We start from the raw sequence: 22519 nt of genomic DNA, 5'->3' as shown, positions 1-22519 counted from the left end.
GCGGCGGCACCAACTGAAGCCAGCTACCCACCCCGGGTTGGCGTCCCACCCCGGCGGGTAGTTGCTTCCCTTCGACTTGTCGCGGGAACTTCCCGCGACAAGTCACGTTCCGGCTTGGCCTGGCGCCTGCCAACGCAACCTCAGGGGACCGTGACGGCACCCAGCCACAGTCAACCCGACATCCGCAGCGTTCGCTGGAACGCGACGACAGCAGTTAAACCCGGAGAGGCGGGACTGCTAATTCCGGAGAGGCGGTGCTGTCAACCGCGTCCGGGTTGGATGGGGTAGATGGCTTCGACCCGGAAGCCGCCTTCGGGGGTGGGCCCGGCGTGGAAGCTGCCGCCGAGCAGCCCGGTTCGCTCACGCAGGCCGACCAGGCCGTGGCCGCCGGAGGGCAGACCGGCCGGTTTGTTCTCCGGCGGGTCGTTGCGCACCTCGACGAACAGGGTGTCCGGCCGGGCCACCACGCGTACCGCGGCCTCGGCGCCGACCGCGTGCTTGCGCACGTTGGTGAGGGCCTCCTGCACGGTCCGGTACGCCGCCCGGGACACCGGCGCCGGCAGCAGCTCCGGCACCGCCTCCATGGCCACGGTCACCTTCATGTCGTAGTCCCTGGCCAGCGCGCCCAGTTCGTCCAGCCCGGGGCGGGTGTCCTCCTCGCCGGTGCCGGAGCGCAGCACGCCGACCAGGTTGCGCAGCTCCTCCAGGGTCCGGGTGGACAGCTCGCGGATCGTGGTCGCGGCCTGGCGCGCCTCGTCCTCGTGCGTCGACACCTGCAACGCCCCGGCCTGCATGGCGATCAGCGTGACCTGATGGGAGACCAGGTCGTGCATCTCCCGGGCCAGCCGCGCCCGCTCGGCCGAGCGCACGGTCTGCTCCTGTAACCGGGACTCCCGGTCCCGGCTGGCGGCGAGCTGCGCGACCCGGGCGGACAGCTCCTGCTTGGCGGAGATCAGCAGGCCGATGGCGACCGGCATGCCGGCGTAGAGCCCGCCGTAGATGGCGTACCGGATGTGCGACTGGAGGCTCTGCGCGGCGAACAGGTTGAGCGGCCAGAGCACGAACCCGCAGATGAACACCAGCACTGCGCCGGCCCAGGTGAGCCAGTGCAGCTGCCGGCGCCGGGCCAGCGTGCCGAGCGCGATCATCGCGGCCAGCTTCGACCAGCCGGTGAGAAAGCCGGGCACGGTGACCAGCACGGCCAGGAACGGCCACTTGCGCCGGAACAGCATCGCCGCGCAGGCGACCGTGGACAGCACGATCTGGTAGGTGTTGGCGTTCTTCGGGAACACCAGCCAGACGTCGAGCACCGCGATGATCACCGCGACGCCGTCCGATGCGAAGCCCCTCGCCCGGCTGCTCGCTCGGAATCTGGCCAGCCGGTCGCGCAGCCTGGGTGCGGGCTGGGGGGAGGTGCCGGGTTCGCGGACCCCATCGGCGATGCTGTCGCTCGTGATGAGCGTGTGCGCGACCAGTGGGGCACCTCCCGTGTCGGTACCGACCCGACCGGTGGGTCGGTCGTCGGTGTTCACCCGTTGTTGTGGCAACTCGTCGCGGGTGCGAGCCTTGCGGCGCTGCTGGGCTGGCTGACGCTGTGGATGCGGCACGGATCGCCCTCCAAGTTGCTCGTCAATGGGGTAGACAGGGCGACGGTGCAGGTGGGACGGCGGACGGAAGAAAAGTGTGCGACAGCAAATCGCGCACTGGGGACGTGACGTGCCGGCTGAGCCTGTTCGTCCGGGTGCTGCCGGTGCCGGTGGCCGCCGAACAGGTGTACGAGGCGCTGTACCGGAACTCGCCGCACGCGTTCTGGCTGGACGGCGCCGGCTCCTCGAGGTTCTCGTTCCTCGGCGACGCCTCCGGCCCGCTGGCCAGGGTGGCGCGGGCGGACGTGTGGTCCGGGCGCGTGCGGGTGGACTCCGCGGCCGGGGCACAGACGATCGAATCGGGGTTCTTCGACTGGCTCCGGAGGGATCTTGCCCAACACTCCTGTGATACGCCCGGCATGCCGTTCGGGTTCACCCTGGGCTGGGTCGGCTACCTCGGCTATGAGCTCAAGGCCGAGTGTCACGGCGCCCGCGCGCACCGCTCGGCCCACCCGGACGCCTTCCTGATCTTCGTCGACCGCGGGCTGGCGTTCGACCACGACACCGGCGAGGTGTACCTGCTGGCACTGGCCCCGGCCGGCGACGAGTCGGCCGCGCACCGCTGGCTGGACGCGACGTGCTCCCGGCTGGGTGAGCTCGCCGCCACCGATCCGAGTGAACCCGCCGTCCCCCCGATCGGGGTTCACGGCGTCCGGCTGCGGCATGACCGGGATTCGTACCTGAGGATGATCGAGGCTTGCCTGGCCGCCATCCGGCACGGCGAGTCCTACGAGATCTGCCTCACCAACATGCTCGCCGTGGACGCCACCGTCGACCCCTGGCCGGCCTATCGCTACCTGCGCACCCGCAGCCCCGCCCCGTTCGGTGCGCTGCTTCGGCTGGGCGGACTGTCCGTGCTCAGCACCTCACCCGAACGGTTTCTCTCGGTCTCCCCCGAAGGAGTGGTGGAGTCCCGCCCCATCAAGGGCACCCGCCCCCGCGGCGCCACCCCCGCCGAGGACGCCCGCCTCCGCCGCGACCTCGCCACCAGCGAGAAGGACCGCGCCGAGAACCTCATGATCGTCGACCTGGTCCGCAACGACCTGAGCGTCTGCGCCGAGGTCGGCTCCGTCCACGTGCCCCGGATCTTCGACGTCGAGACCTACGCCACGGTCCACCAGCTCGTCTCCACCGTCCGCGCCCAACTCGCCCCGGGCCGCACCCCGATCGACTGCGTCCAGGCGGCCTTTCCCGGCGGCTCCATGACCGGCGCCCCCAAGATCCGCACCATGCAACTCATCGACGAGCTCGAACGTGGCCCCCGCGGCGTCTACTCCGGCGCCATCGGCTACTTCTCCCTCTCCGGTGCCGTCGACCTCAGCATCGTCATCCGCACCCTCGTCGTCGGCCCAACCTCAGCCACCCTCGGCACCGGCGGCGCCATCGTCGCCAACTCCGACCCCCACGCAGAATTCGAAGAAACCGCCGTCAAAGCCACCCCCATCCTCAACCTCCTCGGCATCGACTTCCCCGGCCGCTAACCCCCGAGGAACTGCACAACCTGCAACGCCGCCGCCAAACCTGTTGCACATCGGTCCGTGTCTGGTTCATTGCTGCCACTGACATTGATGCCGAACCCTTCGTCCGGTCCGGTGCCGACCACCACCTCGCAAATCCCCTTGGCCTCAGGGTTCACGCTTCGCGTCCTGGTCACCGGTGGGGCGACGGCCGGCCGCGGTGTCGAGATTGTTGTCGAGGCCGCGGTGGTCGGTGGTTGCGGTGTCGCACCTCCGGTTGTGCAGCCGGCCATCGCCGTAAGCAGGGCTGCACAGGCGACCATTACCGTGGCGCGGGCGCGGGCGGGTGATCGACGTGGTGTCCGTGACGTCATACCGGGCCCTTGTCGCCGCCGAGCCTCCGGCTGATTTCGCCATCGCCGTTCGCGTGCTCGGTTATTCCCAGCAAGTTGAGTTTGGTGCCCTCCTGGAGCATCCTGCTGAACTCGTCGTGGACCTTCTGGGGTTCCACGGACATGAAGTCCTCGGCGTCGGCGATGAAGGAGTTGACGAAGGTTTGGCGGGAGTCGGGGCTGGGGGTGCCGCCGGGGTAGGCGGGGAGGGAGACGGTGATGCCGGCTTTGTCGTACATGGCCATGACGGCGGTGCCGAGGCGGTGGGCGATGAGGGCTAGGTCCTCGTTGGTTGTCCAGCCGGGCATGGTCAGCCTTGGCCGTCGGCGCGGCGGTAGAGGGCGATGACTTCGCGGAGAGCCTGGCCCGTGGCGCTGATCCGGGTGCTGCCGGCGATCAGGCGCTCGCCGATGAGGTCGGTGAAGGTCTCGTAGGCGCCCTCGACGGTGGCGACCGCGTCGAAATGGCCGGGGCCTTCGACCGGATCATAGGTGAGGATCGTGGTGGCGGACGGCGCTAACGCGGCGGCGACGTCGGGGAGAACGGCGTTGGCCACCGGCTCCAAATCGGTGAGATCCAGTTCGAAGCCGCGGCAGGGCACGGGCACGGAATCGCTCCCCCTCAGGCGATGTGTCCGCGGGCAGATCCGTGGACAGCCCGGGTACGACGAGCTTAGTGAGCACTCCGTTCCGCGCTTAAGGCCATTCACTCGAATGGACCGGGTTTTCCCTTGTCGCTAACGCGATTGTGGACAAAGAATGGTCAGGCGAAGGGTGGGGTGAAGACGCCGGGGACCTTCGCGGCGGCGGGTTTGTCGAGGAGCCAGAGGGTGCGGCGCTGGCCGCGGGCACCGGCGGCGGGGACCTGGACCTCGCCGGCTCCGCCGAGGGCCATCGCGACGGCGGCGGCCTTGGTGGGGCCGGTGGTGGTCAGCCACACCTCGGCGGCGCGGCGGATCGCGGGCAGGGTCAGGGTGATCCGGGTGGGAGGTGGCTTGGGGCAGCCGTGTACGGCGACCACGGTCCGGTCGGTCTCGTAGACGGCGGGGGAGGAGGGGAACACCGACGCGGTGTGGCCCTCGCCGCCGACGCCGAGCAGGCAGACGTCGAAGTTCGGCACCGGGCCGTGGTCCTCCGGGCGGGAGGCGGCGGCCATCAGGTCGGCGTAGGCGTCCGCGGCGGCCTCCGGCTTGTCGCCGTACGGGCCGTCCGAGGGGGCCATCGCGTACACCCGTGAGGGGGTGACCGGCACGTGGTCCAGCAGGGCGGCGCGGGCCTGGGTCTCGTTGCGGTCCGGGTGCCCGGCCGGCAGGAACCGCTCGTCACCCCAGTAGAGGTCCACCCGGGACCAGTCGATGGCGTCCCGCGCCGGGGCGGCCCGCAGGTGCTGCAGGATGGCGATCCCGGTGCCGCCGCCGGTCAGCACCAGCGACGCCGAGCCCCGCGCGGCCTGCGCGTCGACCAACCGGGTTACCAGCCGCGCCGCGGTGGCCGCGGCCAGCAACTCGGCGTTCGGGTACACCACCACCTGGGGCGTCGTCATGTGCGGGTCTTTTCCCGGGTCTTGGCCGGGGCGGGTGCGGCGACGCGGCCGCGGACGATCTTGTCGAGGCCGTTGAGGGCGGACTCGTAGATCTCGTCGGGGTCGAGCCGGCGCAGCTCCTCGGCCAGGCAGTCGGCCACCGGGCGGCGTTGCAGGGCGACCCGGCGCACGGGCTGGCCGGGTTGGGTGAGTGTGCCGATCCGGCCGTCCGGGCGTTGGAGCAGGACGCTGCCCGACTTGCGTTGCAGCTCGACCGACACGACGCCCGGGCCGTCGGCCGTCTTGCCGCGCCGCACCGGCAGGTTCAGCCGCGCAGCGAGCCAGCCGGCGAGCAGGTCGGCGGAGGGGGAGTTGGCGTCGCCGACCACCGAGGCGCCGGTGATCGGCTCGAACGGCGGCAGGTCGAGGGCCGCGGACAGCAGGGCTCGCCAGAGCGTGAGCCGGGCCCAGGCCAGGTCCGTGTCGCCGTGGGCGTAGGACTTGCTGCGGGTGTCCAGCGCCCGGATCGGGTTGCGGTCGGAGGCCGCGTCGGTGATGCGGCGCTGGGCGAGCCGGCCGATCGGGTCCTTGGCCGGTACCGGCGGCGCCTCGAACGGCCACCAGGCCACCACCGGGGCGTCCGGCAGCAGCAGCGGGATCACGCAGCTCTCGCCGTGGTCGGCGAGCGGGCCGTACGGGCGCAGCACGATCACCTCGCTGGCGCCGGCGTCCCCGCCGACCCGGATCTGCGCGTCCAGCCGGGGCGCGGCCTTCTTCGCACCCCGGGCCACCACGATCACCCGGCACGGGTGTTCCCGGCTGGCCTGGTTGGCCGCGTCGATGATCTCCTCGGTGCGCGCGTCGTCCTCGGTGACGATCACCAGGGTCAGCACCCGCCCGAGTGCGTTGACCCCGCCCTGCTCGCGCAGGTGCACCAGCTTGCTGTTCACCTGCGACGTGGTGGTCGCGGGCAGGTCGATAATCATGGTCGCTCCAGCTCCGGCCGCAAAAGGTGTCGGCTTCCTCCGTGCGCTGCTCGGCGCTCGGTCCTCGCCCCTGGGCTGCTCCTCCGTCCAGCCGACACCGCGGCCTCCGCTTCCGCTCCTGTGATCACGGGCGCCTCCAGTGCCGCCCGGTGCGGGCGAGCATTTCGTCGGCCGACTCGGGGCCCCAGGTGCCGGCCGGGTACGGCTCGGGCTTGCCGTGCTTGTGCCAGTACTCGATCACCGGGTCGAGGATCTCCCAGGACCGCTCCACCTCGTTGCTGTTCGGGAACAGCGACGGCTCGCCGAGCAGAACGTCCAGCAGCAGCCGCTCGTAGGCCTCGGGGGAGGACTCGGTGAACGCGTGGCCGTAGGCGAAGTCCATCGAGACGTCCCGGACCTCCATGGTGGTGCCGGGAACCTTCGAGCCGAACCGCAGGGTGATGCCCTCGTCCGGTTGCACCCGGATCACCAGCGCGTTCTGGCCGAGCTCCTCGGTGGAGGTGTCGTCGAACGGCAGGTGCGGGGCCCGCTTGAACACCACGGCGATCTCGGTGACCCGGCGGCCCAGCCGCTTGCCGGTGCGCAGGTAGAACGGCACCCCGGCCCAGCGCCGGGTGTCGACGCCGAGGGTGATCGCGGCGTAGGTCTCGGTGGTGGAGTCCGTGGCGAAGCCCTCCTCCTCGAGCAGGCCGGGCACCTTCTGCCCGCCCTGCCAGCCACCGGTGTACTGGCCGCGTGCGGTGGTCTCGTTGAGCGGGCCGACCGGCTTGGTGGCCTCGAGCACCTTGAGCTTCTCGATGCGCAACGACCGGGGGTGGAAGGAGACCGGTTCCTCCATCGCGGTCAGCGCGAGCAGTTGCAGCAGGTGGTTCTGGATCACGTCGCGGGCCGCGCCGATGCCGTCGTAATAGCCGGCCCGGCCGCCCAGGCCGATGTCCTCGGCCATGGTGATCTGCACGTGGTCGACGTAGTTGGCGTTCCAGATCGGTTCGAACAGCTGGTTGGCGAAGCGCAGTGCCAGGATGTTCTGCACGGTCTCCTTGCCGAGGTAGTGGTCGATGCGGAACACCGACTCCTCGGGGAAGACGTCGTTGACGATTTCGTTGAGCTCCTTGGCGCTCTTCAGGTCGTGCCCGAACGGCTTCTCGATCACCACCCGGCGCCACCGCCCATTGTCCGGCTGGGACAGTCCGGCGCGGGCAAGTTGCTTGCACACCACCGGGAACGCGCTGGGCGGGATGGACAGGTAGAACGCGTGGTTGCCGCCGGTGCCGCGCTCGTTGTCGAGCCGCTCGACGACGGCGGCCAGGTTGTCGAACGCGTTGTCGTCGTCGAACGTGCCCTGCACGAACCGGATGCCCTCGGCCAGCCGCTCCCACACCGCCTCGCGGAACGGGGTGCGCGCGTGCGCCTTCACCGCGTCGTGCACGACCTGCATGAAGTCCTCGTCGGCCCAGTCCCGGCGGGCGAACCCGACGAGCGCGAAGCCCGGTGGCAGCAACCCGCGGTTGGCCAGGTCGTAGATGGCCGGCATGAGCTTCTTGCGGGACAGGTCGCCGGTCACCCCGAAGATCACCAGGCCGCACGGGCCGGCGATTCGGGGCAGCCGCTTGTCCCGCGGGTCGCGCAGCGGGTTGGTGAACGCTCGGGTCACCGGTTGACCTCCTGGAGCACGCGGACGACGTGGGCGATGCCGGCGGCCCGGTCGGTGAGGTGCAGGCGCAGCACGGGCCGCCCGAGCTCGGCGAGCACGTGGCCGTCGCCGAGCGCCTGGGCGCGTTGCAGGGTGCCGAGCGTGTACGGCCGGTCCGGCACCTCGAGATCCTTCTCCACCGCGCCGGTGAGCTGGAGGAACACCCCGTTGTGGTGGCCGCCCTTGTGGTATTGCCCGGTGGAGTGCAGGAACCGCGGACCCCAGCCGAACGTGGCCTGCAGCCCGGTGCGGCGGGCCAGCTCCGGGCGGAGCACGATTGCGGAGGCGTCGTCGAGCCGGTCCAGGTAGGCCTGCACGGAGATGTAGCCGAGCTGCGGCGCGGCGGCGAGAAACGCTTGCAGCGCCTCGGAAAGCGAGCCGGTGCCGGGAGGCAGCAAGCCGTCCGAGCCGTACACCTCGACCGGACCGTCCACAAGCGACGGTTCGCCAGCATCCGTACCAGGCGCGTCCAGCAAGGCCCGGGCGGCCTTCTTGGCGGCCTCCACGTCCGGCTGGTCGAACGGGTTGATCGCGAGCAGCCGGCCGGCGAACGCGGTGGCGTACTCCCACAGCAGCAACAGGCCACCGAGCGAGCCGTCGGTGCCCAGCGGCGCCACGTCACCGGGCTGGCCGATGGCCACCGGGGTGGCGTCCGGCCCGGCGCCGGCGAACCCGGGCGCGTCCGGACCCTCCACCACGACCGGCAGCAGGCCGGTACCGTTCTTGCCGGTGGACTCGGCGATCAGCTGCTCGACCCAGTCGCCGAACCCGGTGATCCCGGAGCCGCCGTCTTGAATGGGTACTGTGGCGAAGACCACCTTCTCCGCGCCCCGGGCGTGCGCCGCGCCGAGTGCCGAAGCCAGCCGCAGTGCCGGATTCTCCTTGCCGTCGACGGAAAGCTGCCGGGCGGCGGCCGCCGCGTCGTCCAGCAGTGCGGCCACGTCGGCGCCGGCCAGCCCCGCGGGCACCAGGCCGAACGCGGTGAGCGCGGAGTAGCGCCCGCCGACATGCGGGTCGGCCCGGAACACCTTGCGGTAACCGGCTTCTGTGGCCAGCGTGTCCAGCGGCGAGCCCGGGTCGGTGACCACCACGATCCGCGACGCGGCGTCGATTCCGCTGGCGTTGAACGCCTGCTCGAAGATCCGCCGGTGGCTGTCGGTCTCCACGGTGGAGCCAGATTTGGACGAGACCACCAGTACCGTCCGGCTGAGGTCGCCGGCCAGCGCGTCGGCGACCTGGTGCGGATCGGTGGTGTCCAACACGACGAGCGGGACGCCGGCGGTGCTGGTGATCACCTCGGGGGCCAGCGACGAGCCGCCCATCCCGGCCAGCACCACCCGATCGACGCCCTCGGCGCGGAGGTCCGCCCGCAGCGCGTCGATCTCGGCGAGCAGCGGGCGGGAGGTCTCGTGCAGCGTCGTCCAGGACAGCCGGATGGCAGCCTCGGACTCCGCCTCCGGACCCCACAGGGTCGGGTCCTGTGCCGTCAACTTCGATGCGACGCGCTCGTTGGCCAGTTGCTCGACCAGAGGGGCGGCCTCCTCAGCGAGCCGCTCGTCCACAATGGTCACCGCGACCTCGGCGAGATCGTCAGCCACGCTCAGCCCTCTCCCTTGCCCGCGGCCAGATCCAGCTGGCCCTGAACGGTTTCCAGCAGCTCCTGCCAGGACTTCTCGAACTTCTCCACGCCCTCGCGCTCGAGCACCTCGTACACGTCGTCGATGTCCACACCGGCCGCGGCCAGCTCCTCGAACACCTGCCGCGCCTCACCCGCGAGCCCGGTCACGGTGTCGCCCGGAACGTCGCCGTGGTCGGCGAACGCCAGCAATGTCTTCTCCGGCATGGTGTTCACCGTGTCCGCCACGATCAGCTCGCGCACGTACAGGATGTCGGAGTAGTCCGGGTTCTTGGTGCCGGTGGACGCCCACAGCGGACGCTGCGCCGTCGCGCCGGCCTCGGCGAGCGGCTGCCACCGCGGCTGCGCGAACGTCTCCTGGAACGCCGCGTAGGCCAGCCGCGCGTTTGCCACGGCCGCCTTGCCGCGCAACGCTTTCGCCTCGTCCGTGCCGATCGCATCGAGCCGCTTGTCCGCCTCGGTGTCCACTCGGGACACGAAGAACGACGCCACGGAGTGGATCTTCGAGATGTCGTGCCCGTTGGCCTGGGCCTGCTCCAGCCCGGCCAGGAACGCGTCCATCACCTCGCGGTAGCGCTGCACCGAGAAGATCAGCGTCACGTTCACGCTGATGCCCTCGGCGAGCGTGCGGGTGATCGCCGGCAGGCCCGCCTTGGTGGCCGGGATCTTCACGAACAGGTTCGGCCGGTCCACGGTCTTCCACAGGTCCTGCGCCTCGGCCACGGTCTTGTCGGTCTCGTGCGCCAGCCGCGGATCCACCTCGATGGACACCCGGCCGTCCACCCCGCCGGTGGCCTGCCAGACGTCCCGGAACAGGTCGCAGGCGTTGCGCACGTCGTCGGTGGTCATCGCGCGGACGGCGGCGTCCAGTGATGCGCCGCGCGCGGCCAGCTCGCGCACCTGCGGGTCGTAGACCTCGGCGTCCGACAGCGCCGCGGCGAAGATCGTCGGGTTGCTGGTCACGCCGACCACGTGCCGGTCGCGGATCAGCCCGGCCAGGCTGCCGCTGACCAGCCGTTCCCGGGACAGGTCGTCCAACCAGATGGACACCCCGGCTTCGGCCAGGTCGGCCAGTCGATCAGTCATCGTTCTACCTTCATCCTTTCCGCGACTCTGCGCGCCGACGAAATCGCTCCGGCAGGGCTTCAGTTCGCTGCAGTGTGCTGTTGACAACGGTTGAAGCCCTGCCACCGCGATCGCGTGCCTTCGGCCGGGGCGCGCTCCCTGGTCGCCTTGGTTGCCGCGAGGTCATGGGGCATCCGCCGCCCGTTCAACGCTGCGCTTTGCCGCAGCCACAACGTTTTCGGTGGTGAACCCGAACTCGCGGAACAGGGTCTGGTAGTCCGCGGAGGCGCCGTAGTGCTCGATCGAGACGATCTCCCCGGCGTCGCCGGCGAACCGGTACCAGGGCTGCGCGACACCGGCCTCCACGACCACGCGGGCCCGCACCGCCGGCGGGATCACCTCGTCGCGGTAACTCGCGTCCTGAGCGTCGAACCACTCCACGGACGGCAGGGACACCACTCTCGTGCCAACGCCTTCGGCCTCGAGGACCTTCCGCGCCTCCACCGCGAGCTGCAGCTCGGAACCGGTGGCGATCAGCACCACGCGGGGGTCGCCGCCGGTCGCGTCGGCCAGCACGTAGCCGCCCCGGCGCACCCCCTCGGCGGCCAGCTCCCGGGTGCCCTCGAGCACCGGCAGGTTCTGCCGGGTGAGCGCAAAGCCGACCGGGTTGGCGGTCTGCTCCAGCGTTGCCCGCCACGCCGCCGCGGTCTCGTTGGCGTCACCCGGCCGCACCATCACCAGCCCGGGAATGGCCCGCAGCGCCGCCAGGTGCTCGATCGGCTGGTGTGTCGGGCCGTCCTCGCCGAGCCCGATCGAGTCGTGCGTCCAGACGTAGATCACCGGCAGCTTCATCAGCGAGGCGAGCCGGACCGGCGGGCGCATGTAGTCGCTGAACACCAGGAACGTGGCGCCGTACGGGCGGGTCGGCCCGTGCAGCACGATGCCGTTGAGCACCGAGCCCATCGCGTGCTCGCGCACCCCGAAGTGCAGCGTGCGCCCGTACGGGTTGGCCGCCCATTCCTTTGTGGACGCTTCGGTGGGGGCGAACGAGTCGGCGCCCTTCATCGTGGTGTTGTTGCTCTCGGCCAGGTCCGCCGAGCCGCCCCACAGCTCCGGCAGCACGTCGGCCAGCGCGCTGAGCACCTCGCCGGAGGCCTTGCGGGTGGCCAGTCCCTTGGCGTCCGGCGCCCAGCTCGGCAGCTTCTCCGCCCAGCCCTCCGGCAGCTTGTAGGCGCGGGCCCGGTCCAGCAGCGCCTTGCGCTCCGGGTTGGCCGCGGCCCAGGACTCGAAGCCCCGCTCCCACTCGGCGCGGGCCTGCTTGCCGCGCTCGGCGACCTGCCGGGTGTGGGCCAGCACCGCGTCCTCGACCGCGAACCACTTCTCCGGGTCGAAGCCGAGCAACTCCTTGACCGCGGCCACCTCGTCCGCGCCGAGGGCCGAGCCGTGGGCCTTGCCGGTGTTCAGCTTCTTCGGCGCCGGGTAGCCGATCACCGTGCGCAGCTGGATGAAGGACGGCCGGCCGGTCTCCCGCCGGGCCGCCTCGATCGCGTCGAGGATGGCCACCACGTCCTCGCCGCTGTCCACGGTCTGCACATGCCATCCATACGCCTCGTACCGGGCCGCCGTGTCCTCGGAAAGTGCGATGTTGGTGTCGTCCTCGATGGAAATGTCGTTGTCGTCGTAGATCACCACGAGATTGCCGAGCTGCTGGCGGCCGGCGAGCGAGGACGCCTCGGAGGTGACGCCCTCCTCGATGTCGCCGTCGCTGGCGATCACGTAGACGTAGTGGTCGAACACGCTCTCGCCGGGGGCCGCGTCCGGGTCGAACAGCCCGCGCTCGCGGCGTGCGGCCATGGCCATGCCCACGGCGTTGGCCAGGCCCTGGCCGAGCGGCCCGGTGGTGACCTCGACGCCCGCGGTGTGCCCGTACTCGGGGTGGCCCGGGGTCTTCGAGCCCCACGTGCGCAGCGCCGCGATGTCCTCGATCTCCAGGCCGTAGCCGGAGAGGAACAGCTGCAGGTACAGGGTCAGGCTGGAATGGCCGGCGGAGAGCACGAACCGGTCCCGGCCGATCCAGTCCGGGTCGCTGGGGTCGTGGCGCATGATCCGCTGGAACAACGCGTACGCCGTGGGCGCCAGGCTCATCGCGGTGCCGGGGTGGCCGTTGCCCACCTTCTGCACGGCCTCCGCGGCCAGCACCCGGACGGTGTCCACGGCACGCCGGTCGAGATCTGTCCAGTCGTCCGGCACCCGGGTACGCACGCGATCGGCGAGTTCCGCCGGAATATCAAGGCTGATGGACACGAACGTGAACTCCTGCCGTCACATGGGCGAACACCCGCTTCCGGCCTTCGCCCCACGTCATCCCTCGTCGAGGCCAGCGTAGTCGGGTACCCAGGGGCGCGTGTTCCGTAACCGTGCTCGGCGCGTCGGGTGTACCCGACCCCGGTGATCAGGGCGGGCGAAGCTACGATTTCGCTCGTTACCGACCTGACCATGAGGAGCGAGATGCCGCCGGTGCGCACCGACGTGAGCTCCTCGACGCCGCGCACTCGGAGAACCGTGCTGCGCGCCTACGTCGCGCTGACCAAACCCCGGATCATCGAGCTCCTCCTGGTGACCACGGTCCCGGCGATGATGCTCGCCGCCCGCGGCATCCCGTCGCCCTGGCTCGTGTTCGCCACCCTCTTCGGCGGCACCCTGGCCGCCGCCAGCGCCAACGTGCTCAACTGCGTGGCCGACGCGGACATCGACGCGATCATGCGCCGCACCCGCTCGCGGCCGCTGGCCCGGCACCAGGTCGACACCCGGCACGCCCTGATCTTCGGGCTGGTCCTCGGGGTGCTCTCGTTCGCCTGGCTCTGGGCGACCACGAATCTCCTCGCCGCCGCCATGGCCGTCGGCGCGATCCTGTTCTACGTCCTGGTCTACACGCTGGTGCTGAAACGCCGCACGGCCCAGAACATCGTCTGGGGCGGCGCCGCCGGCTGCATGCCGGTGGTCATCGGCTGGGCCGCGGTGACCGGCTCCGTCAGCTGGCCCGCCCTGGTCATGTTCGGCGTGATCTTCTTCTGGACCCCGCCCCACTTCTGGGCCCTGGCCATGCGCTACCGCGAGGACTACGCCCGCGCCGGCGTCCCGATGCTGCCCGTCGTCGCCACGGCCGAGCGGGTAGCCCGGCAGATCGTGATCTATTCCTGGGTCATGGTGGTGTGGACGCTGCTTCTCGTTCCGGTCACCGGCTGGGTTTACGTGTCGTTCGCTCTGCTGGCCGGGGTGTGGTTCCTGACGTATGCGCACAAGCTGCACGCGAGCGTGCGGCGGGGCGAGAACGGCAATCCGATCAAGCTGTTCCATTTGTCGAACAGTTATCTGACCCTGGTTTTCGTCGCCCTGGCGGTGGATTCGGCGCTGAGCCTGCCGGTGGTGGGTTTGCCGTAGCTCGCTACCCGCGATTTCGCGGGCAGCGAGGCTAAACGGCCATCATCTACTTTGCGGTACCACGATATCCGACCGGACCCTCGTTGGGGAACTGGGCGGTGCCCGAGAACGACTGGCCATTGTCGAAGAACGTGATCGTGGCGGAACCGTTCGGGCCGGACCAGGTCACCGTCGTGCCCGTGGCGGGACGGCTGTCGGCCGGGACAACCTGGTTGCGGTTGGCAATGGCAATGGTGAGCTCGTGATCGTCGTGCCACTCGGCGTCGAGACCGCCCCACTGAATCTTTGTCGCATATCTTGCCACGGTTACCCCGTTTCTCGTCGCAGTGCTCCGCCCGATCCCGATCGGGCCACCCATTGTTCTATCAGTGGACGAGCATGTCCGGAAGGCGAACCACCCTAACGGACCAAAGCCGCGCGTTTTGTCGTCCAATCACCGGACAAATACTGAACAGATATTTACGGCTTGAGCAGTCGGGTGAGGAGTAGGTCGAGCGCGGCCTGGCCGGACGCCCGGGCTTCGGCGGGATCCTTGGCGTGGACGATGAGCTTGGCGGCTTCTCCTACGGCGCCGGCGACCATGTGGGCCAGGGCTTCGATGTTCTCCTCGGGGAGGAGTCCGGCGCGGGCGATGCGGCGGAGGCCCGTCTTGAGCCGCCCCAGGGTGTGCTGCTCGTCGAGTTCGCGGTAGCGGTCCCAGCCGACGACCGCCGTCGCATCGAGGAAGGCGATGCGTTGGAGGGCCGGGTCGACGGCGACGTCGAGCCAGGTGGAGCAGCCGGCGCGGAGGCTTTCGACCGGGTCGTCGTGGGCGCGGGCGGCGTCGGCGGAGGCGTCGGCGATCCGGGCGATGACTCGATCGAGGACGGCGTCGAAGAGGTCGGCCTTGGTCGGGAAGTGGTGGTAGAAGGCGCCGCGGGCGACGCCGGCCGCGCCCAGGATGGCGCCGACGGGGGTGGCTTCGTAGCCGTTGGTGCCGAACAGGTCGAAGCCGACGGAGACCAGCCGTTCCCGGGTGGTCTTGCCGCGTTCGATCCTGAGGTCCACGGGATGAGGGTAGCCGACCGACTGTCGGTCTGTTAGATTCCAGACCGACAGTCGGTTTGTTTGCTTAACCAGGGGAGACACCATGCAACTCACCGAACCTCAGCTCCAGACCGTCACCCTCGACGACGGTTTGAACCTGGCCTACCGCGAGCTCGGCTCCGGCCCGCCGGTGCTGCTCCTGCACGGCTGGCCCACGTCGTCCTACTTATGGCGCAACGTGATGCCGGTGGTCGCCCGGCGCAACAGCGTGATCGCGCTCGACCTGCCCGGCTTCGGCGGCTCCGGCAAGCCGGTGGATGTCCGCTACACGTTCGACTTCTACGAGCGCGCGCTGGACGGCCTCACCGCGAAGCTCGAAATGGACGACCTGGGCATCGCCGTGCACGACCTCGGCGGGCCGATCGCGTTGCACTGGATGATGCGCAATCCTGGCCGGGTCACCCGCCTGGCGCTGCTGAACACGTTGGTATATCCGCAACTCCGGCCCGACCTGATCGAGTTCCTGCGGACCGTCAGCAACCCGGACACCCGTGACCAGCTCACCGGCCCCGACGGCCTCGAAGGCATCATGCGCACCGGGCTCGCCGACCCCGACCACCTCACCGAAGACATCCTGGCCGCGGTCCAGCACCCGTTCCACACCCCCGAGGCCCGGCAAGCTCTGGCCCTGGCCACGCTCGGCCTGGACCCCAAGGAGTTCGCCAAGATCGCCGACTGGCTGCCGTCGCTCGACATCCCGGTCCGGATCGTCTACGGCGAGCGCGACCAGGTCCTCACCGACGTCGCCGACACCATGACCCGGGCCGCGAAGGACCTCCCGCAAGCCGAGGTCACCACCCTGCCGAACGCCGGTCACTTCCTCCAGGAGGACGAGCCGGAGCGGGTCGGCGAACTCCTCGCCGACTTCTTCGCCCGCTGACTCAGGACACCGCGTTGAGCAGCCGCTCCACGGTGGGGTCGTCGAGGGATTCCTTGATGCACTGCCACAACGCGAGGTTGGTGGCGGCCCAGCGGGAGTAGGTGGCGGCGGCCTCGGGGTTGTAGAAGTAGTAGCCCTCGTCGTGCACGTCCTGCTGCTCGCCGACGATCTTGTCGGCCAGCTCGCGCAGGCTGACGCCGTTTTCCGCGAGGTAGCGGTGGGCGAGCACGACGGGGGTGACCGGCAGCGCCTTGAACAGGGTGTCGGCGTCGCTGAGCGCCTGGGCCTCGAGCGAGATCTCCCGGTGCCGGTTGGCCATCTCGGCTTCCCGGACGATCCGGTCGATCCAGCCGGCCACGGGCTTGGCGACGCCGGAGACGGCGAGGATCTCCAGCCGCAGCCGGCGGCCGGCGGCTGCCGAGGAGTTGCGCGCCACGATGTAGTTCACGTCGTGCACCAGCGCCGCGGTCTCCACCACGGCCGCGTCCGAGCCGTTGAGATGGGCGAACTCGACGGCCTTGGCGCGCACGAAGCTGACGTGGTGCCAGCCGTGGAACTGCAGCCGGGCGGCGTGCCGCTGGCAGAGCTGATGGACCTGGCGGTCCACAGCCTCGACCGACGTTCGCGACACCGTGCTGACCGCGACCGGAGCCGGAACCATGTTCTCGGCGGACATCGCACCCCTCTGCCGGCCGGCGTAGGCGGCAGGCCGTGGGGTGCATGGTAGACGCAGAAACGAATTATGTCTTCTGTGGAGCCTCTCGCCGTCGGGTTTGCACCGTTTTCGTCACAGCCCGCTGGCCAGCTCGCCGAGCCGCGACTCGACCGGGACGTGCCGGTGGCCGACGCCGGTGACCGGGTCGAAGGACAGGCTCCACGGCGTCACCGGCCGCGATTTGACCAGGAACGTCAGGGTGTCGTCGTGGGCCAGCGGGATGCGGTGGAACTCGCTGGACAGCATCGAGCCGATGGCGCCGACCTCGCAGGTCGCGCTCCGCTGCAGGGCGACCGAGGTGATCATCCCGGTGATCGGGTCGAGGTCGGCCTGGAAGGCTTCGTGCAGGTAGCCGCCGCGGACGATGGTGGTACAGAAGTGGTAGCGGTGGTTGTGCACCGAGTCGGCGTAGCCCGGCCGCCAGTCCTGCTGCGGTTTGTACTCGTGCAGCCAGAACGTGAACTGCTCGCCCGGCACGTCGCGCAGACACCAGGCGAAGTGCGTGGTCGTCTCGCGGGACCGGCTGCTGACCTCGTCGGCCTGCTCGGGCGGCAGGTTCAGCAGGTGCGAGCGCAGCGTGCCGAGCAGGTCGGGCCGGTCGACCCAGGACTCGAAGGACTCCTCGACGAGCTCCCAGCGGTTGGCGAGGGGCGTCTCGACGCCGTCGAGCCGGTCGGCCAGCTCGGCCAGTGCGGAGAACTGGATGAGCAACTTTCATCAGCTCCCCAGGTGGGCGGCCAGCGTGAACTCGTGCCGGAACGCGTGGAACTTGCCCTCGAGGTCGAGGAACCGGTCCTCGGTCATCGGGCAGCCGGTGACCCGTTCGAACTGGGCGAGGAAGTCGCCGCGGGTGGTGTCCGGCGTGATCACCACGTGCCCGGCGTCCCGGGTGTTGCGCAGGCGCTGGAACTCGGCACGTTCCATGTTGTAGATGAACGACCCCTCGGAGAACCGCAGCGTGCGCGGGTAGAGCTGGGCCGAGCCCGAGTCGCTGTAGAGCGTGATCCACACGCTGTCGTCGAACATCTCCAGGCGGTCCAGCGGCGGGTCGGAGATCAGCGTGACGTCGATGCGGCTGCACCGGGCGCGCGCCAGGTACAGCCCGAGCAGGCCGATGTGGATCTCCTCGTGCAGCCGGTCCTGGATCGTCTCGAAGTCGGCGAGGGCGCCCTCGTGCCGGATCAGGTACCGGGCCCGGCCGGTGATGGCGCTGCGCTCCCGCGGATCCGCGACGACCGCGCGCACCTCCCACTCGGACCGGGCGAGCAGCAGCCGGGCGGCGGCGTACCGGCCGGAGAAACCGCGGAAGAAGAACTGCCGGGCGCGCCGCAGGTCCTCCATGAGCAGGTGGTTGAGCGCCGGGTTCGGGTCGTTGGTCGGCTCGAACACGTGCGTGGGGAAGAACTCGCGGTTCAGCGAGCGATATTCGGCGGACAACTCCTGGAAGGCCCGGCGGTTCTCCTCGATCAGCGGGTCCAACATGGCCCGCTGCGCCGCGCTGGCGGTGATCAGTGTCTGGCCGAATCCCACGATGGCGGTCACCAGGGTGCCGGTGGCGAGCGCCGTGACGATGTTCTTCAGCGTGCCGGGGGACAGCGTGGCGGAAACGATCATCGACCCACCGGAGACCACGATCAAGGTCAGCAGCAGCAGGCCTGTTCTGGTCCAGAAGATCTCTTGAATCGGATTGCCGCGGCCCTTGTCGTCCGCGCGCAAGCGGGGTCACCTCCTTGGGGCGCCCGATCGGATGACCGCAAAACGTATCCGAACGAGCGCGTGCCGTCACACTACGCGCACCTTGACCCCTGTGAAATAGGGAATTCGGGTGACTCCGCGTGATTACATTGAGCTACGGAATGTAAATCTACAATCACGCAGAGGTGACAATAGGGATCACTTGAAGCAACCGGCCGACAACCGCCGGAGGACTCGTCACCCTGGGATGAGCAGCAGCTTTCCGGTGGTCCGCCGGGACTGGAGATCCTCGTGCGCCCGGGCCGCGTCGGCCAGCGGATAACGGCCGCCGATCCGCACCGACAGCGCTCCGGAGTCGAGCGCGTCGAACACCTCGCCGGCCCGCCAGCGCAGCTCCTCCGAGGTGTCCGCGTAATGGGCGGTAGTGGGTCGGGTCAGGTACACCGAGCCGGCCGCCCGCAGGCGCTGCGGGTCGACCGGCGGGACCGCGCCACTGGCCGCTCCGAACAGCACCAGCATGCCGCGCCGGGTCAGGCTCGCCAGGCTGCCGTCGAACGTGGTCCGCCCGACGCCGTCGTAGACCACCTCGACGCCCTTGCCGTTCGTGAGCCGGCGGGTCTCCTCGGTGAAGTCGACCTCGGTGTAGCGGATCACGTCGTCGGCCCCGGCCTCCCGGGCCCGTTTCTCTTTGTCCACAGTGGACACAGTGGCGATCACCCGGGCGCCCTTGGCCTTGGCGAACTGCACGATCATCGACCCGGTGCCGCCCGCGGCCGCGTGGATGAGCACGTCGTCGCCCGGCCGCACCGGGTAGGTGGAGACCACCAGGTAGTGCGCCGTGACGCCCTGCAGCAGCGCGGCCGCCGCGGTCTCGTCGTCGATGCCGTCCGGGATCCGCACGGCGGTGTCGGCGTTGATCAGCACCTGCTCGGCGTAGCTCGCCGGGCCGCCCATCCAGGCCACCCGGTCGCCGGGCGCGAAGCTGGTCACCTCCCCGCCGGCCGCGACCACCGTGCCGGCACCCTCCTGGCCGGGCACGAACGGGAGATCCCGCGGGTACATCCCGTCGCGCATGTAGGTGTCGATGAAGTTGACCCCGGCCGCGGCCACGTCGACCAGGAGCTCACCCGGGTGCGGGGACGGCGGGTCGATTTCGCCGTACTCCAGCACCTCCGGGCCGCCCGTCCTGCGCACCAGGATCGCGTGGGGCACCTGTGACTCCTTCCTCGACGCGGGTGCGCGCCGCGCACCAGACCGTGGCCGTAGCGATGATCACCAGCATGGCGCCCAGCACGTGTAGCGACACCAGTACCTCTGGTACTCCGGTCCAGTACTGCACGAACCCGATCGTGCCCTGGGCCAGCACAACCGCGACCAGCAGGCCGTAGCGCACCTTCAACGCCCGCGGCGCGCCGAGGCCGAGCAGCACACCCAGCGCGATCAGCAGGCCGAGGAACACGAACAGGAACGCGGAGTGCACGTGCGCCAGCGTCTCCACCGGCAGCGCCAGCCGCGGCGTCTTCGGGTCGCCGGCGTGCGGCCCCGCCCCGGTCACCAGGGTGCCGGCGATCAGCAGCGCGGCCAGCACGACGATCTGGGCGAGCAGCAGCCCGCGCACCCCCGGCGGCCCGACCGGGCGCGCCGGTCCGTTGCCTTCGCCCACCGCGTGTACGAGCAGCACCGCCAGCCACACCATCACCGTGGACGCCAGCAGGTGCACCGCGACCGTCCACCAGAGCAGGTCCAGCCGGACCGTCACGCCGCCGAGCACGCCCTGGACCACGACCCCGATCGGCATGGCCGCGGCCAGCTTCAGGTAGCGACCGCGCCTTCGGCTCAACCACGCCAGAACGAGGCAGGCCAGCGCGATGATCCCGACCACGCCGGTGAACAGCCGGTTGCCGTACTCGATCCACTGGTGCAGCGTGGCGAACTCGGGGTGCTCGATCGGGAACATGCTGCCGGGCAGGCACTGCGGCCAGGTCGGGCAGCCCAGCCCGGACCCGGTGACCCGCACGACCGAGCCGGTCACCGCGATCAGCGCCTGGGTCGCCACGACCGCGATCGCGCAGGCGCGCTGGATTCCGCGCCCGGGCACGGGGAGGCGGTCGAGCATCGGCACCCGTTGATCGTAGGTTCGCGGAATTCGCGTGCCGGAACCGGGGACTCGCGTGCTGGAACCGGGGACTCGCGGGATCCCTAGGAGAGGCGGGTGGTCCGGGTGGCGAGCGCGCCGGCCGCCGCACCCCAGGCGGCCAGCACCGCGAACACCGACCAGCCCGGCGTGCCGCCGGCCAGGGCGGTGCGCATGCCTTCGGCCAGGGCGCCGGACGGGAGCAGCGTGACCACGTCCCCCAGCGGCCCGAGCGAGCTCGCCGGCACCACGATTCCCCCGCCGAGCAGCAGCACGAACCACAGGATGTTGGCCAGCGCCAGCACCACCTCGGCCTTGAGCGCGCCGCCGAGCAGCACTCCCAGCGCGCCGAACGCGAGCGTGCCCATGATCACCAGCAGCACCGCCCACAGCAGCCCGGCCGGGGCGGGGGACCAGCCGAGCAGCGCCGCCACCACGCCCAGCACGACGAGCTGCACGGCGACCACGGCCAGCTCGGCGAGCACCCGCCCGGCGACCAGCAGCCAGCGTGGAAGTGCCGTGGCGGCAAGGCGTTTGAGCACCCCGTAGCGGCGGTCGAAACCCAGCGCGATGGCCTGCCCGGTGAACGCCGAGGACATCACGGCGAGCGCCAGCACCCGCGGCGTTACCGCGTCGATCCGCGACCCCGACACCGGGAACACCGTGATCAGCGTCAGCCCGACCAGCAGCACCAGCGGGATCAGCAGCGTCAGCAGCACCTGCTCGCCGTTGCGCAGCGTCAGCAACGCCTCGGTGCGGGCCTGCGTGACCAGCATGCGCACCGGCCGCCCCCGCCCCGGCGCCGGAGCAAAGGTGCCGGCCGGAAATGTTGTCACGGTGTCTCCAGCTCGCTCCTGGTCATGGAAGGGGGAAGGGGTGGCGGGTTTGGTCTGCTGGGCGCGGGTATTCGGGGCTGGGGTCAAGATCGGCGTTTGGGGCGCTGTACCCGCGCCGAGCGCGGACAGGCAGCCCGAAACGGTGATGGGTGTGGTCCCTCGGGAGGGAGTTGTCGATCTCAACTGGGGGGAAGTGAGGCTGGTGTGACCAAGGGGTTCGGTGAGGCGCTGGCGGCGCCCAGGATGGTGCGCTGAATGCGTCTTTCAGTGCACTGAGCGCGGTGAAAGACGCATTCACCGCACCCCATTCCGCCACAAGCGCACCACTAACCACACCAGTCACCGCGCACCACCCTCTCGCCCTCCAACCTGAGCCTGAGGCTGACAGAGGGTGTCTCATGACCGAAGGTCCCGTCCGGTCAGCTCGAGAAACACGTCTTCGAGCGAGCGCCGGCCGACGTGCAGCTCCTCGGCCAGCACACCCTGTGCCGCGCACCAGGCGGTGACCGCCGAGAGCACCTGCGGGTCGGCCTTGCCGGAGACGACGTAGGAGCCCGGCGCCGGCTCGTGCACCTGGCAACCCTCCGGCAGCACGTCCGACAGCCGCGTGGTATCCAGCCCGGCCGCGGCCCGGAACCGCAGCTGGGCCGCGTCCGGCCGCTCCAGGGTCAGATCGCGCGGGCTGCCCTCGGCCACTACCTGCCCGTGGTCGATGATCACCACGTGGTCGGCGAGCGTCTCGGCCTCCTCCATCACGTGCGTGGTCAGCAGCACGCTCACCCCGTCCGCACGAAGCGCCGTGACCAGGTCCCAGACCAGCCGCCGGGCCTGCGGGTCGAGGCCGGCCGTCGGCTCGTCCAGGAACACCAGCTCCGGACGGCCGACAATGGCGCAGGCCAGGGAAAGCCGCTGCCGCTGACCGCCGGAGAGCCGCTTGTACGGAACGCGCCGGGCCGCGGTCAGCCCCAGCACGTCCAGCAGCCAGGCCGGGTCGAGCGGGGTGGCCGCGCAGGCCGCCACCAGGTTGATCATCTCGTCGGCCCGCACGCCCGGGTAGGCGCCGCCACCCTGCGGCATCACCCCGATCCGCGGCCGCAGCCGCTCACCCTCGGTGTTCGGGTCCAGTCCGAGAACCCGGACACTGCCCGCGTCCGGTCGCAGAAACCCCTCGCAGACCTCGATCGTGGTGGTCTTCCCGGCCCCGTTCGGCCCCAGCAGCGCCAGCACGGTTCCGCGCTCCAGCCGCAGATCCAACCCGGCCACCGCGGTGACCGATCCGTACCGTTTGGCCAGCCCCCGGACGGCCACGGCGGGATCGGTACTGCTCACAGGTGGA

The 22519-nt window shown here is 70.4% G+C and carries 21 protein-coding genes; 3 read left to right on the top strand and 18 right to left on the bottom strand.

Annotation, left to right across the window (positions count from 1 at the left end):
- Positions 1-260: 260 nt before the first annotated feature.
- Positions 261-1457 carry a sensor histidine kinase gene (locus VGR06_RS00440; protein WP_414637115.1) on the bottom strand — a complete coding sequence of 399 codons (1197 nt, stop codon included), beginning with the start codon at positions 1455-1457 and terminating at the stop codon, positions 261-263.
- Between the two features lie 254 nt (positions 1458-1711).
- On the opposite strand from VGR06_RS00440, the gene pabB reads away from it, so the two are divergent.
- Positions 1712-3127, top strand: coding sequence for an aminodeoxychorismate synthase component I (pabB, locus tag VGR06_RS00435; RefSeq protein ID WP_327556879.1), 1416 nt, complete (start codon positions 1712-1714; stop codon positions 3125-3127).
- A 346-nt stretch (positions 3128-3473) separates the two neighbouring features.
- Here the strand turns inward: pabB and VGR06_RS00430 are convergent, their stop codons facing one another.
- The 8 genes from VGR06_RS00430 to tkt all read right to left on the bottom strand — a co-directional run bounded on the left by VGR06_RS00430 (position 3474) and on the right by tkt (position 12694).
- Positions 3474-3803 carry a hypothetical protein gene (locus tag VGR06_RS00430; RefSeq protein ID WP_327556878.1) on the bottom strand — a complete coding sequence of 110 codons (330 nt, stop codon included), beginning with the start codon at positions 3801-3803 and terminating at the stop codon, positions 3474-3476.
- Positions 3804-3805: 2 nt separating this feature from the next.
- Positions 3806-4102 carry a hypothetical protein gene (locus VGR06_RS00425; protein WP_327556877.1) on the bottom strand — a complete coding sequence of 99 codons (297 nt, stop codon included), beginning with the start codon at positions 4100-4102 and terminating at the stop codon, positions 3806-3808.
- Between the two features lie 155 nt (positions 4103-4257).
- Positions 4258-5037, bottom strand: a complete 780-nt coding sequence (gene pgl / locus VGR06_RS00420; RefSeq protein ID WP_327556876.1) for a 6-phosphogluconolactonase — start codon at positions 5035-5037, stop codon at positions 4258-4260.
- Entirely contained in the window at positions 5034-6002 is a 969-nt protein-coding gene (gene opcA, locus VGR06_RS00415) for a glucose-6-phosphate dehydrogenase assembly protein OpcA (protein WP_327556875.1), read from the bottom strand. The genes pgl and opcA overlap by 4 nt, the downstream gene beginning before the upstream one ends.
- 124 nt (positions 6003-6126) lie before the next feature.
- The gene (gene zwf / locus VGR06_RS00410; RefSeq protein WP_327556874.1) at positions 6127-7656 is read right to left on the bottom strand and encodes a glucose-6-phosphate dehydrogenase; all 1530 of its coding nucleotides are present in this window, start codon (positions 7654-7656) and stop codon (positions 6127-6129) included.
- Positions 7653-9293: a glucose-6-phosphate isomerase gene (locus tag VGR06_RS00405; protein ID WP_327556873.1), complete on the bottom strand. Its 1641-nt coding sequence runs from the start codon at positions 9291-9293 to the stop codon at positions 7653-7655. Before VGR06_RS00405 ends, zwf begins: the two co-directional genes overlap by 4 nt.
- Before the next feature lie 2 nt (positions 9294-9295).
- The gene (tal, locus tag VGR06_RS00400; protein WP_327556872.1) at positions 9296-10417 is read right to left on the bottom strand and encodes a transaldolase; all 1122 of its coding nucleotides are present in this window, start codon (positions 10415-10417) and stop codon (positions 9296-9298) included.
- Between the two features lie 162 nt (positions 10418-10579).
- A complete protein-coding gene (gene tkt / locus VGR06_RS00395) occupies positions 10580-12694 on the bottom strand; it encodes a transketolase (protein WP_327556884.1) in 2115 nt (704 codons plus the stop codon).
- Between the two features lie 210 nt (positions 12695-12904).
- On the opposite strand from tkt, the gene VGR06_RS00390 reads away from it, so the two are divergent.
- Positions 12905-13837: a heme o synthase gene (locus VGR06_RS00390; RefSeq protein WP_327556883.1), complete on the top strand. Its 933-nt coding sequence runs from the start codon at positions 12905-12907 to the stop codon at positions 13835-13837.
- 46 nt (positions 13838-13883) lie between these two features.
- On the opposite strand, the gene VGR06_RS00385 is transcribed toward VGR06_RS00390, so the two are convergent.
- Positions 13884-14195, bottom strand: a complete 312-nt coding sequence (locus tag VGR06_RS00385; RefSeq protein WP_327556871.1) for a hypothetical protein — start codon at positions 14193-14195, stop codon at positions 13884-13886.
- Positions 14196-14296: 101 nt separating this feature from the next.
- Positions 14297-14884, bottom strand: a complete 588-nt coding sequence (locus VGR06_RS00380; RefSeq protein ID WP_327556870.1) for a TetR/AcrR family transcriptional regulator — start codon at positions 14882-14884, stop codon at positions 14297-14299.
- An 82-nt stretch (positions 14885-14966) separates the two neighbouring features.
- Between VGR06_RS00380 and VGR06_RS00375 the strand changes: the two genes are divergently transcribed.
- The gene (locus VGR06_RS00375) at positions 14967-15803 is read left to right on the top strand and encodes an alpha/beta fold hydrolase (RefSeq protein WP_327556869.1); all 837 of its coding nucleotides are present in this window, start codon (positions 14967-14969) and stop codon (positions 15801-15803) included.
- Position 15804: 1 nt separating this feature from the next.
- Here the strand turns inward: VGR06_RS00375 and VGR06_RS00370 are convergent, their stop codons facing one another.
- The 7 genes from VGR06_RS00370 to VGR06_RS00340 all read right to left on the bottom strand — a co-directional run bounded on the left by VGR06_RS00370 (position 15805) and on the right by VGR06_RS00340 (position 22512).
- Positions 15805-16479: an HD family phosphohydrolase gene (locus VGR06_RS00370; protein ID WP_327556868.1), complete on the bottom strand. Its 675-nt coding sequence runs from the start codon at positions 16477-16479 to the stop codon at positions 15805-15807.
- Positions 16480-16590: 111 nt separating this feature from the next.
- Positions 16591-17229, bottom strand: a complete 639-nt coding sequence (locus VGR06_RS00365; protein WP_327556867.1) for a hypothetical protein — start codon at positions 17227-17229, stop codon at positions 16591-16593.
- A 6-nt stretch (positions 17230-17235) separates the two neighbouring features.
- Entirely contained in the window at positions 17236-18234 is a 999-nt protein-coding gene (locus VGR06_RS00360) for a hypothetical protein (RefSeq protein WP_327556866.1), read from the bottom strand.
- A gap of 216 nt (positions 18235-18450) precedes the next feature.
- On the bottom strand, positions 18451-19425 hold the full coding sequence (locus VGR06_RS00355) for a quinone oxidoreductase (RefSeq protein WP_327556865.1): 975 nt from the start codon (positions 19423-19425) through the stop codon (positions 18451-18453).
- Complete coding sequence (locus VGR06_RS00350; RefSeq protein WP_327556882.1) at positions 19337-20329, bottom strand: COX15/CtaA family protein; 993 nt, start codon at positions 20327-20329, stop codon at positions 19337-19339. The genes VGR06_RS00355 and VGR06_RS00350 overlap by 89 nt, the downstream gene beginning before the upstream one ends.
- An 83-nt stretch (positions 20330-20412) precedes the next feature.
- The gene (locus tag VGR06_RS00345; protein WP_414637114.1) at positions 20413-21183 is read right to left on the bottom strand and encodes an ABC transporter permease; all 771 of its coding nucleotides are present in this window, start codon (positions 21181-21183) and stop codon (positions 20413-20415) included.
- Between the two features lie 396 nt (positions 21184-21579).
- Positions 21580-22512, bottom strand: a complete 933-nt coding sequence (locus VGR06_RS00340; protein WP_327556864.1) for an ABC transporter ATP-binding protein — start codon at positions 22510-22512, stop codon at positions 21580-21582.
- Between the last annotated feature and the right edge of the window lie 7 nt (positions 22513-22519).

Source organism: Actinophytocola sp., assembly GCF_036002505.1.
In the GTDB taxonomy this organism is placed as follows: Bacteria; Actinomycetota; Actinomycetes; order Mycobacteriales; family Pseudonocardiaceae; genus DASYTH01.
Note: the sequence above shows the minus strand (reverse complement) of the source record. Positions and strands in the feature narration are given on the sequence as shown.

Excerpts from the sequence above, each read along its gene's own strand:
- VGR06_RS00430 (WP_327556878.1), bottom strand. The coding sequence starts at position 3,803 with ATGCCCGGCTGGACAACCAACGAGGACCTAGCCCTCATCGCCCACCGC.
- pgl (WP_327556876.1), bottom strand. The coding sequence starts at position 5,037 with ATGACGACGCCCCAGGTGGTGGTGTACCCGAACGCCGAGTTGCTGGCC.
- opcA (WP_327556875.1), bottom strand. The coding sequence starts at position 6,002 with ATGATTATCGACCTGCCCGCGACCACCACGTCGCAGGTGAACAGCAAG.
- tal (WP_327556872.1), bottom strand. The coding sequence starts at position 10,417 with ATGACTGATCGACTGGCCGACCTGGCCGAAGCCGGGGTGTCCATCTGG.
- VGR06_RS00390 (WP_327556883.1), top strand. The coding sequence starts at position 12,905 with ATGCCGCCGGTGCGCACCGACGTGAGCTCCTCGACGCCGCGCACTCGG.
- VGR06_RS00385 (WP_327556871.1), bottom strand. The coding sequence starts at position 14,195 with ATGGGTGGCCCGATCGGGATCGGGCGGAGCACTGCGACGAGAAACGGG.
- VGR06_RS00375 (WP_327556869.1), top strand. The coding sequence starts at position 14,967 with ATGCAACTCACCGAACCTCAGCTCCAGACCGTCACCCTCGACGACGGT.
- VGR06_RS00370 (WP_327556868.1), bottom strand. The coding sequence starts at position 16,479 with ATGTCCGCCGAGAACATGGTTCCGGCTCCGGTCGCGGTCAGCACGGTG.
- VGR06_RS00350 (WP_327556882.1), bottom strand. The coding sequence starts at position 20,329 with ATGCTCGACCGCCTCCCCGTGCCCGGGCGCGGAATCCAGCGCGCCTGC.